Consider the following 17,841-nt stretch of genomic DNA (forward strand, 5'->3'; position numbering starts at 1 on the left):
AAAGTATATTTTGTACTATGAACGCTGTAGAACTATTCGACAATACTGCACTTGAATGCAGCCGGCTGATTACTCAGCGCTACAGTACAAGCTTTACCCTAGGGATCAAAACTCTGGATAAAAAGTTTCACCTTCCTATTTATGCGATCTATGGCTTTGTTCGATATGCTGATGAAATCGTAGATACCTTCCATGATCAGGATAAAGGAAAACTTCTTGAGAAGTTTAAGAAGAATACTTACGAGGCCATCGAGACTAAGCTTTCCCTAAACCCTGTCCTGCATGCATTTCAGCTCATGGTCAATAAATATAAGATCGACCATGATCTCATAGAGGCTTTTTTGCACAGCATGGAAATGGACCTTGACTTCAAAACCTACAGTGACAATCGCTACCATGAATATATTTATGGCAGTGCCGAGGTAGTCGGTCTTATGTGCCTTAAAGTATTCTGTGAGGGGGATGAAGAAATGTATCAACGCCTAAAAGAACCGGCATGTAAACTAGGTGCCGCCTTCCAAAAAGTTAATTTCCTCAGAGATATAAAAAGTGATTTTGAGGAACGAGGCCGGGTATATTTTCCAGGGGTCGACTATGCCCAGTTTGATAAAAATGCAAAACAAGCCATAGAAGAGGACATCCAAAAAGATTTTGATGATTCCCTCATTGGAATTGAAGGTCTTCCTGAGGGAGCTCAACTAGGTGTCAGAGTAGCTTATCTATACTATCAAAAGCTCTTTGATAAGATAAAAAGTCTACCGGCTGAGACCATAACCCAGCAAAGAATTCGAATTCCTAATACCAGGAAATTAACTCTTCTGCTCGGAACTTACTTCGGAACCAAACTTGGTATTTCTTAGTAAATCGATTATCATACAATTACTTTATCCTTCAGTAGTTTCACAACCTTCATCAAACAATTCAAACAATTGAAAGTTAATTACACGTGAAAAATCTTCAGGTCCATATCGATCAACATTCCGGCTTCTGTTTTGGAGTGGTCTATGCTATCGAAATGGCAGAAGAAATTCTAGATGAGCAGGGTTATTTGTATTGTCTGGGAGACATAGTTCACAACGACGAAGAAGTAAGAAGGTTAACGGAAAAAGGGCTTCGAATTATAAACCATGAAGAGCTCAAATCTCTTTATAATGAGAAGGTACTTATCCGTGCTCATGGTGAACCTCCCTCAACCTACGAGCTTTCAATTCAAAATAATCTCACTTTGATAGATGCAAGTTGTCCTGTTGTATTGAAGCTACAAAACCGGATCAAAAACTCATTTGACAAAGAGGAGACAATCTACATTTACGGAAAACATGGGCATGCAGAAGTGATTGGACTTCTAGGCCAAACCAACAATAAGGCAGTTGTTTTTCAGGATATCGCAGAGCTTGATATCAAAAGCATGCCTAAAAACATCACCCTTTATAGTCAAACCACCAAATCCACTGATAAATTCTATGAAATCAATGAGGTTTTAAGAGAAAATGGAATCACAGTTCGGACTAATGACACCATCTGTAGACAGGTTTCCAATCGAGATAAAGAACTTAGGGATTTTGCCGAGAGGTTTGATAGGATTGTTTTTGTAAGCGGAACTAAATCATCAAATGGTAAAGTTCTTTACAATGTATGCAAGGAGAAAAACCCAAACACTTATTTCGTTTCTAATCCGGATCAAATAGAAAATGACTGGTTCGAGCAGAATGAGACCATTGGAATCTGCGGTGCTACTTCCACGCCCATGTGGCTTATGGAACAAGTAAAAGAAAGAATTTTAACTTTCTAGGAATTCAACCCATCTTTCGCCATGGATTTGGCAAACACATCCGATAAAGCTTATAGGCTTAAGAATAAAGGCGTAATAATCGCATTGGTCATAATAGTCCTTTGGGCTATTTCTTTGACCTACTGGCTGCATTTTGACTTGAGTTGGAGCAATCCTTTGACCTACGTCGGAATAATATTACAGACTCACCTTTATACCGGGCTTTTTATCACTGCCCATGATGCTATGCATGGTCTGGTGTCACCTAACAAGAAACTAAACCATACCATAGGCTGGATCAGTGCAATCCTTTTTTCCTATAATTTCTACTGGAGGCTTTTTCCAAAACACCACGAACACCATCGCTTTGTTGCCACAGATAAAGATCCAGATTATCACGAATCTGATAATTTCCTGATTTGGTATTTCAGCTTTGCAAAGCAATACATCAATATCTGGCAGTTAATACTGATGGCTGTCACTTATAATTTGCTGAAGCTGGTTCTTCCATATGAAAACCTGATCGTTTTCTGGATGGCTCCAGCCATTCTTTCTACTTTACAACTTTTTTATTTTGGAACCTATCTTCCCCATAGGGGGGAAAGCGATAATGAGCATCACTCAAGATCGCAAAAGAAAAACCATGTCTGGGCATTTTTAACTTGTTATTTCTTTGGTTACCATTACGAACACCATAATTCTCCTGGGACTCCATGGTGGAAGCTTTGGGAAGAAAAAGAGAAACAAACTGTATGATTTTGATGATTTTCATCAAAAATTCCATGAGGTAGAAACTTTTTACGGCTGAAATGATTTTGATGTTAACCTTAACTAAAATCATGAAAAGTTCAGTTTTAGCATTTATTCTAATTCTCTTTTTTGGAACGGCATTTTCGCAAGGGATAATTCGGGGTAAAATTGTAAATCCGGTGAATAATGAACCGGTACCTTATGCAAATATCTTTATTCTCGAGACGGAACTAGGTGCAATTTCTGATGAAGAAGGGAACTATGAAATCTCGGGGATTCCTCCAGGTTTATACAATGTCAGAGCAAGTTTTGTAGGTTTTAAAACTCAAACCCAATATGAAATCCAGGTGACCTTGGCGAGACCTGTGCAGCTCGATTTTGATTTAACTGAAGATGCGGCGGAACTCAATGAGGTGGTGGTAAACTCAGAATTCACAAGAAATGAAGAAACTCCCGTTTCTGTCAGAAAGCTCAATTCAAATGAAATAGAACGATACCCAGGGGGTAACAGGGATATCTCCAGAGTGATTCAATCACTCCCAGGAGTAGCAAGCACAGCAAGTTTTCGAAATGATATCATTATTCGTGGAGGAGCTCCTAATGAAAATAAATTTTTTGTTGATGAAATTGAAGTTCCTGTAATCAATCACTTTGCCACACAGGGTTCTTCAGGAGGGCCTGTAGGGATTTTAAATGTGAACCTTATCAAAAATGTGGATGTGGTTTCGGGTGGCTTTGCCGCAAACAGAATGAACTCCTTGAGTTCTTTTTTCGAATTTGAACTGAAAGAGGGAAGAAGAGACAAAATGTTTACGCAGTTCACAGTGGGAGCATCTGAACTGACACTTTCGAATGAGGGTCCAATAGGGGAAAATACGAGCTACATATTCTCTGCAAGGAGGTCCTACCTCAGCGGCTTGTTTAGGCTACTCGAACTTCCATTCTTACCTACATTCAATGATTTTCAGGTTAAGACCACTACAAAGCTCAACGATAAAACTGAGCTTACATTCATAGGGGTAGGGGCTATTGATGACTTTGTTCTTAACCAGGATATTCCTAACGATGAAACAGAAGAAGAGCGTGCAGACAGGCTTTATCTATTGGATTTACTGCCAGTGCAAAAACAGTGGAATTATACCACTGGACTGAAACTCAAGAGATATCGTGATAACGGGTTCTGGACTTTTGTGCTTAGCAGAAACATGCTAAATAATGAATCCATTAAATATCAGAACAACGACGAGAGCTCTGAAGATAATCTTCTATTCAACTATGTGTCTCAAGAGTCAGAAAACAAATTCAGGGCTGAAAACAGCATCTTTGGTAACGGATACACCCTAAAATATGGAGTGAATTATGAGTACTCCAGGTATTTGATTGATAATTTCGACAGGGCCACCTTATCCAGTACAGGCGAGGTGATCGATGTAGAAAACATCAGTAATTATAATAGCTACGGAGCATTTATCTCCGGTAGTAAGAATTTCTTAAATGAGAGGCTTTTGCTGACAGGAGGCATAAGAATGGATGGGAGTGACTTTGGGCAAACTGCCCAGAATCCTCTAAATCAAATCAGCCCCAGATTTTCTGTGTCATACCAGCTCAGACCAAATCTATATGCTACAGCCAATGCAGGAATTTATTATCAAAAACCACCCTACACCGCACTTGGATTTGTAGACGAAAATGGTGTCCTAATCAATCAAGAGAATGACATCCGGTTCATCAGGAATTCTCAAATTATTGGAGGAATAGAAATGGTTTCTCCGGAGAAAAACAGAAGATTTGGTGCAGAAATCTTTTACAAAAGATATTCAAACTATCCTTCATCGATTAGAAATGGAATTGCTCTGGCAAATCTAGGGGCTGACTTTGGTGTCATCGGAAATGAGCCTGTTGAGTCCAATGCTGATGGAAGAGCGTACGGAATTGAATTCTTGGCACAACAGAGACTATTCAAAGATTTCTATGGAATCGCGGCACTGACTTTAGTCCGAAGTGAATTTACCAACCCAAATACCGAAGGGTTTGTCCCTTCTTCCTGGGACAACAGAATCATCCTGAGCCTGACAGCAGGAAAGAGATTTGGAAAGAATTGGGAGATAGGTGCCAGATGGAGATACCTCGGAGGGACACCATATACGCCATTTGATGTGGAAGAGTCTTCATTAATCAGTAATTGGGATTTGAGAAATACCGGTATTCTTGATTTTACACAAATCAATGCGGAACGTCTTCCTGCTTTCCACCAGCTTGATTTGAGAATTGATAAAAAATACTACTTCGAAAAGTGGAACCTTAACTGGTATATCGACATTCAGAATGCCTATAATTTTGAAGCAGAGCAGGCTCCATTGCTTGTACCTGTTTATGATCAACAAGGAGATATTTTAGTGGATCCAAATGATCCCTCCAGATATCAGTTGCGATTTTTAGAAAACACAGCTGGAACCATCCTTCCTACCGTAGGGCTCATATTGGAATTCTAAAGTTCATCGATCAGTCGGAGAATTCGCTTGGTCATCGAATTAATCGAGTCCTTTTCGTAAATGAATTTGACCCATTCTTTTTGCTTTTTTTGCGAAAGCTTCATGAAGCGCTCATATTTACCCGGTACGTCTTTTAGACAGGCTATCACTTCATCTGGCACATCCTTAGGTATGGATCTCTTGAAAAGTTTGATATAAACGAGCTCCCCCGCTTCCTTTTGAATCTCATTTCGAATCGCCTTGGCCACGGGAAGAAAAAGGGTACCATCCCCTTTAGGCATCAGATTTTTATTATCAAACTTATACCCGTCAATCTGCCCCGAAACCTTCAGCATGCCAAAAGACTCCACCCCATTGAAAGATTCTTTTTTCAAGGGAACATAAGTCCATCCGCCCTTACCTGAAAAGCGCTCCAAATAAATTTCTCCTTCAAGAATTAATTCCATAAAAAAAAGCAGGATCAACACCTGCTTTCTAAATTACTGATTAAGAGGCGTTGGGCCCAAATCGCCAACGGATATTGAGCCCAAACCCGTTTCCATTAAAGCTCGTATTCTCCACGATCACGAAAACAGGTCTGTAATCCACACCGATGGTAATAGGAACATCACGGATGGGGTATTCAATCCCTACTTCACCTGCCGCTCCAAGGACAAATGGATCGCCTAAAAACAAAGATGGCCCAAAGCCTGCATACCACATAAAATCACTATTTCCTACGGGCCTGAATAATGGATGCCAAATGGCATCTATTCCTACACCTCCACCACCAAAACTTACGTTTGCATGAATCCTAGAAAATTCTCCCAAGGCTAGGATTCCATCAACGGCAACGTTATTGTTGTTCATATTACCAAATCGAATACCCACTTCCTGGGCCTGGCTTTGCAGACTGAAACCAAAAGCCGTGACAAATACGGCTAAAAGAATTTTTAATTTTTTCATATGGAAAATTTAGATCTTGGACAAAAGTAAAAATCTATCTCTTTTTTTAATCCTCTGGGGACAAATTCTTATAAACCAAGCCGGCAAAAACCGCCCCAATAATAGGAGCAACCCAAAATAACCACAGCTGCTGGAGGTAAATACCTCCGGCAAAGATAGCCTGAGAAGTACTTCTTGCAGGATTAACGGATGTGTTGGTGACTGGTATTGAAATCAAATGGATTAAAACCAAGCAAAGTCCGATGGCTAGGCCCGCGAAGCCTGCTGGGGCTTTAGAGTGGGTAGATCCTAAAATGACAAAAAGAAAAATAAAAGTCATCACTACTTCAGTCACTAATGCAGCCGTCAAACCATAGCCCCCTGGAGAGGCTTCTCCATATCCATTTGAAGCGAAACCTCCAAGTTCCACCCCAGCTTTACCTGTAGCAATTACATAAAGAATAGCTGCACCAGCCAGTCCTCCCAAGACCTGAGAAATCACGTATCCTCCTACATCTTTTCCTTCAAACCTACCTCCCATCCAAAGACCTATGGTAACAGCAGGATTCAGGTGGCAACCAGAAATATGACCGATTCCATAAGCCATAGTCACCACCGTAAGACCAAAGGCCAAGGATACCCCGACAAAACCAATTCCCAATTCAGGGAATCCTGCTGCTAGAACTGCACTGCCGCATCCGCCGAGGACCAGCCATAGTGTACCAATAAACTCTGCAATGTGTTTTTTCATGATATTTGGATTAATATGGTTATCTCATCAAATTATAAAGAAAAATTTTATTTAAAATTATCTTATAACTTTTAATTTGGTTTTGTTTCAGATAAACCAAATATCTACTATCTCCAATTAAGAGAAATCTAAATCTGATAACACTTCCTTTCCAATTCTGATTGTCTCCCGAACCAGAATTTCCATATCCTCAAAACGCGTTCTCTGGTTCACATTAGCCACTCTCAGAGTAAATTTTCCTTTAAGCAAAGTAGAACTTGGCGCGGCAATCCCTTCTTCCTGAATTCTCAGAAGAATTTCTCTGTTCAGGTCTTTGAGCTTCTGCTCTGGTAAGTTTCCAGGATTCATTCGATAGCAGGTTATACTCATTGATACCGGTGCCATAAGTTCTAGCCCTTCCTGAGATTCTACCAGCTTCCCAAGATACTCAGCCTGCCTATTATTTTGGGCTATCATGCCCTTGTAAGCTTCAAGCCCATTTTCCTTTAAGGACATCCAAACCTTAAGCGCTTTGAACCCTCTGGATAACTCAAACCCATAATGATTAAGTGAATCCGGACCTCCAGCAAGACCCCTTTTCTCTTGGATCAGGTAATTAGGAGTTTGGGAAAAGGCAGCCCGATGCTTCTCAGAATCCCGAATTAGAGTACAGCCGACTTCATACGGCACATAAAACCACTTATGCAGATCGAAAGCCAGACTATCTGCCTTCTCTATGGCTTTGAGCCTATTCTCATAAATTGGATCTAATTTGGCCAGAGCCCCATAGGCTCCATCCACATGAAACCATAGATCATACATTCGGCTGATTCTTAAAATTTCATCCAGTGGGTCAATAGCCCCGGTATTTACCGTTCCGGAAGTACCAACTATACAGAAGGGCCTAAATCCATTTTCCAAATCAGAGAAAATCTGCTTTTCAAGTAAATCTGATCGCATTTCATAAAACTCATTCACTTCTATCTCCCGAATGTTTTCAGAACCTAGACCTATAATTTCCGCCGCCTTTTGAATACAACTATGGGTTTCTGTGGAGCAATAAAGAATAAGCTTTTTATCCAAGTGGCTCATTCCTGACTTTCTAATGTTCTCCCCTTTGATGGAATTTCTGGCAACAGTCAAGGCGGTGATATTCGCCATAGAACCACCACTTACTAGAATTCCGGAAGCCTCAGGAGGGAAGCCCATCATTTCCTTGCACCAAGAAATTACCTGCTTATCCACGTACATGGGAGCATGTTCACCAATGGTCACATTGGGATTCATCCCTGAGGCCATTAAGTCAGCAAAAGTCCCTAGAGGAGTTCCCGTCCCTTGGATCCATGCAAAAAACCTTGGATGTACATTTCCTTTATTGTAAGGAAAAATATTTTCTTTGAATTCATTGTAAACCTCTTGCGGATCCATGTGGTGAGAAGGGATAGGCTCATCCAGTGACTTTTTTACCTCCTCTGGGATTGGTTTCCAAATGGGCTTTTCTTGTATTCCTTTCCAATAATCAATTAAATCATCCACCATTTGATGGCCCAGATTTCGCATCTTTTCCCAGTCTCTGGGGTCAAGCGTCCTATTTTCTTTATCCATTTTATTCCTTTGGAATTAGCTCCAAGCTATAAAAATCACCCACCCCATTTGATGGCATGGAAAGAGCTTTCAGCACCAGGTTTTGTCTACCCTCTTCAAATTCCAACATACCGATATTGATTTTCCTCCAGGTTTGCTCCGGAGCTTCTTTACGTGGAATCCGGTTTATACTGGGAATTATTTCTCCTTGAAAAGGCTCATTAATTTCTATTTCTATTTCACTAATAGTCCCATATAAAAGGAGAGCACTAGGTACCTGATTTTTTTCGGCGGTATAACTCAACCAAACTTCAAACTCACCTCGGTCCAATACATTCAAATCCCAATAAATACTGTCTTCCATAGATTTCCATTGGGTTAACCAATCTTGTGCCCAACCATGCCCTTCAAAAAATGAAATACCCTCCGTAAAGCGGGCTTCATACCCTGGAAGTAAAATCTGAGGACTTTGGTCAGAAATTGGAATTGGCCTTTCCATCTGTATTTCGGCGGTTACCTCATCCCACCACTTATCGTACTTAGCCTTCATTGCTTCCAAAATCTCAGGCTTTTCATCTGCTAAATCCTTTTTCTGGTTTGGATCGTTTGACATGTCGAAAAGCTCCTCTCCATTTTCATTTAGGACCAATAGCATTTGATCCTCCCGAATGGCCCCAGGATAATAAGTTAGCTCGCTTTGTGGCTGAGCCACTTGTGAAAAAATGGGACGTTCAATTTCTAAATCATTCCCTAGTAGAAGGGGTTTCAGACTTATACCGTCTATCGTTCTTATGCCATTGTTTTCTAGGCCTAGTAAATCTACCAAAGTCGGGAATACATCAATGTGAGCTGACGCAGCGGTCACTATTCTTGGCTCAAATTTTCCTTTCCACCTCCAGAATGAAGGCACTCTTACCCCTCCTTCATTTACGCTTCCCTTTCTACCTTTCATGTTATCGTTGAAACGAACTCCATTCGGACCGTTATCGGTAAGAAAAATTACTAAGGTGTTTTGGTCCAGACCCATATCTTCCAGCTTCTTCAAAACCCGACCCACATTGCTATCTATGTTCTCCACCATCCCGTGTATGGCTGCCAGTTCGTCATCTAAGCCTTCCGACTTATATGAATCAAAATATTCGTCTGGAACCTGATGGGGACTATGGGGAGTATTATAGGGTAGATACAAAAAGAAAGGGGTCTTCTCATTTCTCTCCATAAAATCAATGGCTTTGTCCGTAAGGACATCTGGCAAATACCCTGGTAAATTCTGGTTCTTCTGATCAATCTCTAGCGTCGTATTAAAATAATTGGTCCAATGGCCCCCGAGAAACCCAACGAACTCATCAAATCCTTGGGCGAGAGGATGATGGGGGTAGTGCTGCCCATTATGCCATTTACCAAAGATTCCTGTGGAATACCCATTATCCTTAAAAAGCTCAGCAAGGGTATACTCTTCTGCATCCATCGTTTCAAGGCCGTTGGAAACTGTGACCGTCCCAGTTCTAAGGTGATATCTGCCAGTCAGTAAACTTGCCCGGGTAGGTGCGCAAAGTGGACTCACATAGAATCGATCAAACCGAACCGATTCATGAGCTAATACATCGAGATTTGGGGTTCGGATTTTGTCATTACCGTGAACACCCAAATCACCATAGCCTTGATCATCAGTTAGAATTAAAATGACATTGGGAGGTTTCTCCTCACTCTTTTTCGAGCATGCAAAAAGGACAAAGGCGAGAAGGAGGTATAAAAGTGATTTCATAATTGAGTAAAGTGAAATTAGCAAAAATTGCTACTTCTTACTCAACAGCCTCGATATGAACTTTTTATTTCTTTGAACCCATGGCATAAGTTTTTGGTAAGTCCAGAAAAGCCAAGGTTTAAGCACCCAGTAATAGGGCTCCTCCAAGCCCAACTCCTCGCCTCCAAAACCTTTCTTAAATCTCACTACTCCTTCACTACCACCCATAGAAATATCATAAAAATCATAGCCCTTGGAAACCCCGAACTGGATAACCTGATCTTGCAAAAAATGCCCCACCATCAAGTCCTTCTTTTCTCTCAAAGTGGCCCCCATGATATAATGGAGTTTATTTCCGACATCAAAGATCACCAAAGCACCTTTTAGCTCTCCTTCGTTAACGCAGGTTACAATATGGCATAAACCCTTGTTCACCAGAGAGACCAAGGTAGACCCAAATTCGCTCCAGCTTCGCACGGAGTATCCCTGATTCACAGCATTTAATTCTATGAGGGAATAGGCCGCCTTGATATCGTCTAAGGAGTTGGCAAACTGCAACTCATTTCCCATTCTTTGGGATTTGTTCACATCACGTCTGGTGCTGGCTTTGTAATTTTTCCTAATTTTTTCATAGGCATCAGCCTCTTTCGGGAAAAGATGAACCGCTCTGAATGCAGAAACTCCAATTACAAATTTGAAAGGAATGCCTCTTCCACTAGGCACTCTCCTTCCAGGGTAATCTTTAACAAAAGAATAGGTGTGCGGACTAATAGGATTTGATGAAAATGGGGTACTCAATTGGACCAAAAAAGCTCCTTGTCGTTTCCCAACTTTTAAAAATTCATCAACAAGCTCTTCAATCAAGTGCTCCTGACCTTCCTTTATGATGGGTCCATAAGGGCAAACCAAAACTTTAAAGGGACCTGTTTTGGCAAGAACTGCCCCGATTCCACCAAGAATTTCTCCTCCCTCTGTTTTAGCAAGAATTAGGGAAGAAGAAAACCCATAGGAAGAATAGCTTTTCAACCAATCCTCAGTTTGAAGATAAATTCCTCTGCTGCTTTTATTTAGAAAATCATCCCAACTGGCCCAATCCTCTTGGGACTCGCTATGCACTATGGAATAGGTCATAAGTTATTTGTGTGTTCTGAAATAACTTCTACAAAACGATCGGGATCATCCACAAAAAAAGCAAGTGTCTGGAATCGCCTCTTTATTCCGTAAATACCGGATAACTCAGCAGGAACTTTGAGCTCAAGGGTTACATTATGAGCTTCCAGTGTTCCTAGAATGGAAAGCCTCCTCGATAATTCGTGTTCATCAAAATCTGCTGTGAACTTCTCAACCCTATTTATCTGATCAAAGGGAATATCTACCTCACTTGCAAAACCATACCTTAAATGGAGTGTGTCTTTCGAAAGGTATATTGGTCTTTGGTTTAAGGATCGTAAAACTCCAAATAATTGAAACCCCGAATAGATACTTAGTCCAGTCAGGATCCAAGCTGCCAATAAACTCCAATTCATTAAGAGGATATGAAACACAAATGTCTCAGCAATTATCAGGAATATAAGAAAAGCCAAAATTATTCTGGAAGGTGAATCTTTGTGATAGCTAAATTCATTGTCCCCAAGCTTTGGCGATTTCCACTTAAAGAAACCGTAATAGAAAACAGCTACCTCGGTTGCGACACCATTAACGGCAAAAGGGGGAAATAACTTTCTACAAGTATCTTTGAGCGCATTGAAAAAGTCTGTATTTCCTTTCTGAGTTTCTTTGTAAACCCTAACAGTATTTGTGACTTTCCAAACCACATAAGAAATAACAGCAAGTTCAGCCAATGGAACGAGCCAAGATTTTGCAAAATCCAGATACCTTTGATTGCCTTCCGGCAAAATATAGCTGGCTAGAATTACCCCAGCTAAAAGGACAGGAAGCACCAGTGTTTTTGGAAGTTTTGTTTTTCGAATTGTAAAGAAAAATAATCCTGGTATCAATACGACCAGATCAAATGTGATTCCCAAGGATAGAAGATCTGCATTTGGGGGAAACTGTTCCGTTCGAACCAAAAAGAAGAAAAACAAACCAGCTAAAAATAAAAGAATTATAGGGTGGGATCTTCTAAGAAATAAACTCATTGGCTGTGGGTTCAATACTCCTTTTTCTTATGCGAAGTTAATCAGAAAGGGGCTAAATCCTTGTTTTTTGAGGGGAAATGAGTCCGAACAATTAGTCCCTAAAATCCACAAACTTGGGATTGGAATCAATGATTTCTTTTGCCTTTTTCTTATACCGCTTTGCCCAGATTATAATCGCAGGGGTATAGGTACTATACATCATTCCGCCAATAAAAGAAGCCAAGGCCACAGAGTACCCTTTAATTGCGATTACGAGTAAAATCGAAACAATCGGAACCACAGACATGAGGATCATTCTGTTTCTCTGAAATGTGGTATGAATGATTTCATATTCATTTAACTGAAGAACCGATTTTTTCTTCAGAGCTACCTGATAAAACCAAAGGAGAATGAAATACAATGCAAATGCAACGAAGCCATAGTAAATCATAATATCGGGAATTTCGCGAGGGGAAATAGTCACCGGCAAATCACTCCCGAAAATCGCTTGGGTCATGAATAAGGTCAAAAATCGAAGTGGATAGACATAAAAAATAATCAGAGCAATAAACAAAGAATTGAGGAAGACGAACATGGGACCACGCAATCCATAAATTTCCGAAAAGCGCACATGTTCCTTCCAGATAATGATCAGGAAGCCAATACTGACCAAAAAAGCAGGGAGTGTTTTGGTGAAAACCACCAGGTCCTTCAACGAATTTGGATTGGATAAATTAAAAATGAGAAGGGTAACTGCTATTCCAAAAACCGCATCGGTAAGATTATCGAGCCTCGATGGATTCTCTCCCCGATAATCGATATTCGGATCTTTCTCTACTTTGGACAGTGCTCTTTTTCTCAAATCTTTAGTCTTATAAGAACAAATAAAGGATTCCTCTCAAAAAATCTGCTGATACATTTCTTCTAGCTTGGCGACCGCAATTACTTTTATCCTGAAATTCGATAAATCCACGCCCTTTACCGAATACTTGGAAAGGACGATTTTTTTGAAACCCAGCTTTTCAGCCTCAGAGATCCTACTTTCTATCCGGGAAACTGCTCGAACTTCCCCTCCCAACCCTATTTCTCCTACCAAACAAAGCTCTTCCGACAAGGGCGTATCTTCATAACTGGAAATCAAGGATGCACAAACAGCCAAATCCAGTGCCGGATCATCTACTTTCATTCCGCCTGCAACATTTAAAAACACATCCTGCATCCCGAGCTTCATTCCTCCTCTTTTTTCAAGAACTGCCAAAAGCATATTAAGCCGTTTAGAATCATATCCAGTACTGCTTCTCTGTGGAGTTCCATAGGTGGCAGGACTCACCAGGGATTGAATTTCTATCAGCAAAGGCCTATTGCCTTCCATCATTGCCCCAATAGCAACACCATTCAAAGACTCTTCCCTTTGAGTCAAAAGAATCTCAGATGGATTAGTAACCACCCGTAGCCCATCAGCCCGCATTTCATAGATTCCAAGTTCATGGGTGGAGCCAAATCTGTTTTTAGAAGTTCGAAGAATTCGATAGGTCAAATGTCTATCCCCCTCAAACTGCAAAACCGTATCCACCATATGTTCCAGAACTTTAGGACCAGCGATGGATCCATCTTTTGTGATATGACCTATCAGGAAAACTGGCGTTCCCGTTTCTTTCGCGAATTTCATGAGCTCTGCAGTGCATTCACGCACCTGAGAGACCGAGCCTGCGGCCGACTCCACATGTTGGGAATGCAAAGTCTGAATCGAGTCAATCACCAAAAAATCAGGCTTTAATTGCTCGATATGCTGAAAGATATGCTGGGTATTGGTTTCCGCTAGCAGATAGCAATCAGCATTTTCACGATCCATCCGATCAGCCCTCATTTTGATTTGAGCCTCACTTTCCTCTGCGGATACATAAAGCACTTTCTTCCCTGAAAGGGACAAAGCGATTTGAAGCATGAGTGTAGACTTACCAATGCCTGGTTCCCCTCCGATAAGCACCAATGAACCAGGAACGATTCCTCCTCCTAAAACCCGATTTAATTCCGAATCGCCTGTATTCCATCTGGGCTGATCAGAATAGCTTACTTCGGAAATCCTTTTTGGGCTATTCGACTTTTGAGTACTTGTTCCCGGCGCTTTCCATGAGCCTTTTCCTGAAACTTCCTTCTGAATTACCTCCTCCACATAGGTATTCCACTCCCCGCATGCCGGGCACTTTCCGAGCCATTTGGGACTTTGGGCTCCGCAATTTTGACAAAAGAAGCTTGTTTTTACTTTGGCCATAATTAATGAGCCTCCAGCCAATTCTTTCCTGTTCCAACTTCCACTTCCACCGGAACTTTCAACTCAATCGCATCAGCCATAAGTTTAGGAACATTCTTTTCTAGAACAGAAATTTCATCCTTATGCGCATCAAAAACCAACTCATCATGCACCTGCAAAATCATCTTTGACTTAAGTTTCTCCTTCTTCATCCAGTTGTGCACATTGATCATAGCCACTTTGATGAGGTCTGCTGCAGATCCTTGAATAGGCGCATTAATGGCATTTCGCTCCGCAAAGCCTCTCATCGTAGCATTACGACTATTAATATCACGTAAATATCTACGCCTTCCCAAAATAGTCTCCACGTATTCGTCTTTCCTAGCCTTCTCAATGGCCGAATCCATATATTCTTTCACAGCAGGAAATTCTCTGAAATAGGAATCAATAATCTCCTTCGCTTCTCCTCTTGGAATACTCAACCTTTGCGAAAGACCGAAGGCCGAAATCCCATAAATAATTCCAAAATTGGCTGTTTTTGCCTTTCTCCGCATATCTGAGGTCACCTCCTCAAGAGGAACTTTGAAAATTTTCGCGGCGGTGGTCGCATGAATATCGCGACCGTTTCTAAAAGCTTCTAGCATGGACTCATCCTCAGAGAATGCCGCCATAAGCCTTAACTCGATCTGTGAATAATCTGCAGCTAGAAGCAAATGATTTTCGTCTGTTGGCACAAATGCCTTCCTTATTTCTCTCCCCCTTTCTGTTCGAATAGGAATATTCTGAAGGTTTGGGTTTACCGAAGAAAGCCGACCCGTAGCAGCCACAAACTGATTATAAGTGGTGTGGATTTTTCCCGTTTTGGAATTAATAAGAGTAGGCAAGGAATCCACATAAGTTGACTTCAACTTCACCATTTGTCGAAAATCCAAAATTGCTCTGGCGATTTCATGCTCGCTAGCCAATTTGCTCAAGACTTCCTCCCCAGTTGCATATTGCCCTGTTTTGGTTTTCTTGGCCTTAGGGTCTAACTCAAGCTTATCAAAAAGAACCTCACCCAATTGCTTTGGCGAAGCCAGATTAAATTTAACTCCAGCCAGCTCGTAAACCTTATTTTCGATCTCCTTGATTTCCTTTTCCAGTTTCTCAGAAAGCTCAGACAGGGCATCTGTGTCCAGACAAACTCCCTGAAACTCCATTTCTGCTAAGACATTGATTAACGGAACTTCTACATCAGAAAACAGTCCCTCGACCTTTTTCTCCTTAAGCTGGGGATCAAAAACTGATTTAAGTCTAAGGGTAATATCGGCATCCTCGGCCGCATATGGAGTGACCTTATCCTCATCCACATCACGCATATTGCCTTGGTTTTTACCCTTCTTTCCAATTAAGGATTCAATGGAAACCGGCTTGTAATTCAGATACTGCATGGCCAGCCAATCCATAGAATGCTTACCTTCAGGTTCAATAAGATAATGAGCCAACATGGTGTCGTATAGGGCTCCCTGAACGGAAATCCCATGATTTTTCAAGACCAGAACATCGTATTTAATATTCTGTCCCACTTTCATGATTTTCTCATTTTCAAGAACTGGCCTAAGCAAATCAAGAATTTTTGCAGTCTCTTCCTTTTCTGAAGGACAAGGAACATAATATGCCTCACCATCTACATAGGCAAAGGCTATTCCGACCAATTCTGCTCCCATAGGATTCAAGGATGTGGTCTCTGTATCAAAGCAAAATCGCTCTTGCAGGTTCAAATAATGGACAAGTTTGGATATAGCTTTTTCCCCTTTGATTTTATGATAATGAGCCACCGAACTAAAAATATTCGAAGGCATATTTTGATCATAAGGGCTTGCCGGCTCTTCCTGCGGTTCAACCACAGGGTCATCCAAAGCGACTGTTTTTCCAGTCCCTGAAGCTCCTCCAAACAGACCTAATTGTTCAGACTGAGCAATCGTAGCCTTTTTCTGATCACCTTTGAAAATTCTGGAAGCCAAAGTCCGAAATTCAAGCTCTGAGAAGATTTCTTTCAGTTTTTCTTCATCGAACCCTTCATACTTCAATCCTTCCCCATCGAAATCAATCGGAACATCGACCTTTATGGTGGCTAATTCTTTGGAAAGTAAGCCTTGCTCCGCAAAGTTCACTACATTTTCCTTTTGCTTTCCTTTAAGATCTTCCGTGTTTTTAAGTAGCTCCTCCACAGATCCATAGGCTTTCAGCAATTTCACCGCTGTTTTTTGCCCTATACCAGGAATGCCAGGAATATTATCCACAGAATCACCCATAAGGCCAAGTATGTCTCTAACCTGATCTACCTTTTCAATATCCCACTTTTTACAAATTTCACTAGGCCCCATCACGTCCACAGCGTTTCCCATAAATGCAGGCTTGTACAAAAAGATATGATCATCCACCAGCTGTCCATAATCCTTATCTGGTGTCATCATATAAACCGTGAAATCATTCCTCTCGGCCTTTTTCGCCAATGTCCCGATGATATCATCGGCCTCGAAGCCATCTAATTCCAGAATAGGAATATTAAAGGCTTCCACGATTTTCTTAACCCATGGTATCCCTACTCCAATATCCTCAGGTTGCTCCTGCCTGTTTGCCTTGTAGGGTTCATACCTTTCATGTCTGAATGTAGGTGCGTGAGTATCAAAAGCCACCCCGATATGGGTAGGCTTTTCTTTGTTTAAAACTTCAAGTAGGGTATTTGTAAACCCCAGCATGACCCCTGTATTCAGGCCTTTAGAATTAATTCTGGGATTTTTGCTGAAGGCAAAGTGCGCACGATAAATAAGCGCCATGGCATCCAGTAAAAAGAGCTTGTTTGGCTGCTTTTGGGACATTTTTGGGTGTTAGTTTTTTAGAAAAGTTAAATATTCAGAACGGTGAATTTACTAAAAATTGAACGCCTTCAAGCGAGATCACTTAGCAAAAAGGCATCAAATTTCTGATTTATAAACTAGCCGTTTTTAGTGAGATAATCCTTAACCTCTTTGGCACGCCATAGAATGAAACCCAGAGGAATTAACCAGAATAGCTCATTAAAAATCAATTCAAAACCCGTTCTTTTATTCCAGCCTAGTTCAGGAAGGAAAAAAACTACAAACCAGACTGCCATGATTACCTTCCCGATGAGCCCCGCCAACATCAAACGTATCCAGCTCACTGGATAAAAGGCTGAAATAAAAATCAGTAAGCCCACTACCAAACCAAAAGATCCAAACCAGTTAGAATGGAGATCTAACTGGGCCTCCATATCCATAGCAAGCCAAGCGAGAAGACTTCCCCCAAACCATTTATAAAAAGCGGACCATGCCAGCGTATACATCCCGGCAAGAAGCAAAAGACCCCTGAAATACATTGGGAAAACAGGAAAAGTTGACTGTTGATCCATGAGTGGTTTGATTTTGATTTCCTATTTGAACACCTTCAGGAACTTGAAGTTTGAGAATAATACAAA

Annotated in this window: 15 protein-coding genes; 4 read left to right on the forward strand and 11 right to left on the reverse strand. The window is 41.1% G+C overall.

What is annotated here, in order from left to right:
* The first annotated feature begins 17 nt into the window (after window positions 1-17).
* The 4 genes from QVH07_RS07025 (at window position 18) to QVH07_RS07040 (ending at window position 5,013) form a co-directional block, all read left to right on the forward strand.
* On the forward strand, window positions 18-860 hold the full coding sequence (locus QVH07_RS07025; RefSeq protein ID WP_289999452.1) for a phytoene/squalene synthase family protein: 843 nt from the start codon (window positions 18-20) through the stop codon (window positions 858-860).
* An 86-nt stretch (window positions 861-946) separates the two neighbouring features.
* Entirely contained in the window at window positions 947-1,792 is an 846-nt protein-coding gene (locus QVH07_RS07030) for a 4-hydroxy-3-methylbut-2-enyl diphosphate reductase (protein ID WP_289999453.1), read from the forward strand.
* Between the two features lie 21 nt (window positions 1,793-1,813).
* Entirely contained in the window at window positions 1,814-2,527 is a 714-nt protein-coding gene (locus QVH07_RS07035) for a fatty acid desaturase (RefSeq protein ID WP_289999454.1), read from the forward strand.
* Between the two features lie 83 nt (window positions 2,528-2,610).
* Complete coding sequence (locus QVH07_RS07040; protein ID WP_289999455.1) at window positions 2,611-5,013, forward strand: TonB-dependent receptor; 2,403 nt, start codon at window positions 2,611-2,613, stop codon at window positions 5,011-5,013.
* Here the strand turns inward: QVH07_RS07040 and QVH07_RS07045 are convergent.
* The 11 genes from QVH07_RS07045 to QVH07_RS07095 all read right to left on the reverse strand — a co-directional run bounded on the left by QVH07_RS07045 (window position 5,010) and on the right by QVH07_RS07095 (window position 17,775).
* Window positions 5,010-5,459, reverse strand: a complete 450-nt coding sequence (locus QVH07_RS07045; protein ID WP_289999456.1) for a YdeI/OmpD-associated family protein — start codon at window positions 5,457-5,459, stop codon at window positions 5,010-5,012. The genes QVH07_RS07040 and QVH07_RS07045 overlap by 4 nt on opposite strands.
* A gap of 40 nt (window positions 5,460-5,499) precedes the next feature.
* Complete coding sequence (locus QVH07_RS07050; RefSeq protein WP_289999457.1) at window positions 5,500-5,958, reverse strand: outer membrane insertion C- signal; 459 nt, start codon at window positions 5,956-5,958, stop codon at window positions 5,500-5,502.
* 46 nt (window positions 5,959-6,004) lie between these two features.
* Entirely contained in the window at window positions 6,005-6,688 is a 684-nt protein-coding gene (gene aqpZ / locus QVH07_RS07055) for an aquaporin Z (RefSeq protein ID WP_289999458.1), read from the reverse strand.
* 117 nt (window positions 6,689-6,805) lie between these two features.
* Window positions 6,806-8,272 (reverse strand): pyridoxal phosphate-dependent decarboxylase family protein, encoded by a 1,467-nt coding sequence (locus tag QVH07_RS07060; protein WP_289999459.1) that lies wholly within the window; start codon window positions 8,270-8,272, stop codon window positions 6,806-6,808.
* A 1-nt stretch (window position 8,273) separates the two neighbouring features.
* Window positions 8,274-10,016 (reverse strand): arylsulfatase, encoded by a 1,743-nt coding sequence (locus tag QVH07_RS07065; protein ID WP_289999460.1) that lies wholly within the window; start codon window positions 10,014-10,016, stop codon window positions 8,274-8,276.
* A 30-nt stretch (window positions 10,017-10,046) separates the two neighbouring features.
* A complete protein-coding gene (locus tag QVH07_RS07070) occupies window positions 10,047-11,126 on the reverse strand; it encodes a lipid II:glycine glycyltransferase FemX (RefSeq protein ID WP_289999461.1) in 1,080 nt (359 codons plus the stop codon).
* A complete protein-coding gene (locus tag QVH07_RS07075; RefSeq protein ID WP_289999462.1) occupies window positions 11,123-12,133 on the reverse strand; it encodes a hypothetical protein in 1,011 nt (336 codons plus the stop codon). The genes QVH07_RS07070 and QVH07_RS07075 overlap by 4 nt, the downstream gene beginning before the upstream one ends.
* 91 nt (window positions 12,134-12,224) lie before the next feature.
* Window positions 12,225-12,974: a TMEM175 family protein gene (locus QVH07_RS07080; protein WP_289999463.1), complete on the reverse strand. Its 750-nt coding sequence runs from the start codon at window positions 12,972-12,974 to the stop codon at window positions 12,225-12,227.
* Between the two features lie 36 nt (window positions 12,975-13,010).
* A complete protein-coding gene (gene radA, locus QVH07_RS07085) occupies window positions 13,011-14,384 on the reverse strand; it encodes a DNA repair protein RadA (RefSeq protein WP_289999464.1) in 1,374 nt (457 codons plus the stop codon).
* A 2-nt stretch (window positions 14,385-14,386) separates the two neighbouring features.
* A complete protein-coding gene (gene polA, locus QVH07_RS07090) occupies window positions 14,387-17,224 on the reverse strand; it encodes a DNA polymerase I (protein WP_289999465.1) in 2,838 nt (945 codons plus the stop codon).
* Window positions 17,225-17,340: 116 nt separating this feature from the next.
* Entirely contained in the window at window positions 17,341-17,775 is a 435-nt protein-coding gene (locus tag QVH07_RS07095; RefSeq protein ID WP_289999466.1) for a hypothetical protein, read from the reverse strand.
* Window positions 17,776-17,841 lie beyond the last annotated feature (66 nt).

This window comes from Algoriphagus sediminis, from assembly GCF_030403435.1.
GTDB lineage: Bacteria > Bacteroidota > Bacteroidia > Cytophagales > Cyclobacteriaceae > Algoriphagus > Algoriphagus sediminis.

What these genes read in the sequence shown, in the direction of transcription:
- QVH07_RS07025 (WP_289999452.1), top strand. Translation starts at nt 18, where the DNA reads ATGAACGCTGTAGAACTATTCGACAATACTGCACTTGAATGCAGCCGG.
- QVH07_RS07035 (WP_289999454.1), top strand. Translation starts at nt 1,814, where the DNA reads ATGGATTTGGCAAACACATCCGATAAAGCTTATAGGCTTAAGAATAAA.
- QVH07_RS07040 (WP_289999455.1), top strand. Translation starts at nt 2,611, where the DNA reads ATGAAAAGTTCAGTTTTAGCATTTATTCTAATTCTCTTTTTTGGAACG.
- QVH07_RS07045 (WP_289999456.1), bottom strand. Translation starts at nt 5,459, where the DNA reads ATGGAATTAATTCTTGAAGGAGAAATTTATTTGGAGCGCTTTTCAGGT.
- QVH07_RS07050 (WP_289999457.1), bottom strand. Translation starts at nt 5,958, where the DNA reads ATGAAAAAATTAAAAATTCTTTTAGCCGTATTTGTCACGGCTTTTGGT.
- aqpZ (WP_289999458.1), bottom strand. Translation starts at nt 6,688, where the DNA reads ATGAAAAAACACATTGCAGAGTTTATTGGTACACTATGGCTGGTCCTC.
- QVH07_RS07060 (WP_289999459.1), bottom strand. Translation starts at nt 8,272, where the DNA reads ATGGATAAAGAAAATAGGACGCTTGACCCCAGAGACTGGGAAAAGATG.
- QVH07_RS07065 (WP_289999460.1), bottom strand. Translation starts at nt 10,016, where the DNA reads ATGAAATCACTTTTATACCTCCTTCTCGCCTTTGTCCTTTTTGCATGC.
- QVH07_RS07070 (WP_289999461.1), bottom strand. Translation starts at nt 11,126, where the DNA reads ATGACCTATTCCATAGTGCATAGCGAGTCCCAAGAGGATTGGGCCAGT.
- QVH07_RS07075 (WP_289999462.1), bottom strand. Translation starts at nt 12,133, where the DNA reads ATGAGTTTATTTCTTAGAAGATCCCACCCTATAATTCTTTTATTTTTA.
- radA (WP_289999464.1), bottom strand. Translation starts at nt 14,384, where the DNA reads ATGGCCAAAGTAAAAACAAGCTTCTTTTGTCAAAATTGCGGAGCCCAA.
- polA (WP_289999465.1), bottom strand. Translation starts at nt 17,224, where the DNA reads ATGTCCCAAAAGCAGCCAAACAAGCTCTTTTTACTGGATGCCATGGCG.
- QVH07_RS07095 (WP_289999466.1), bottom strand. Translation starts at nt 17,775, where the DNA reads ATGGATCAACAGTCAACTTTTCCTGTTTTCCCAATGTATTTCAGGGGT.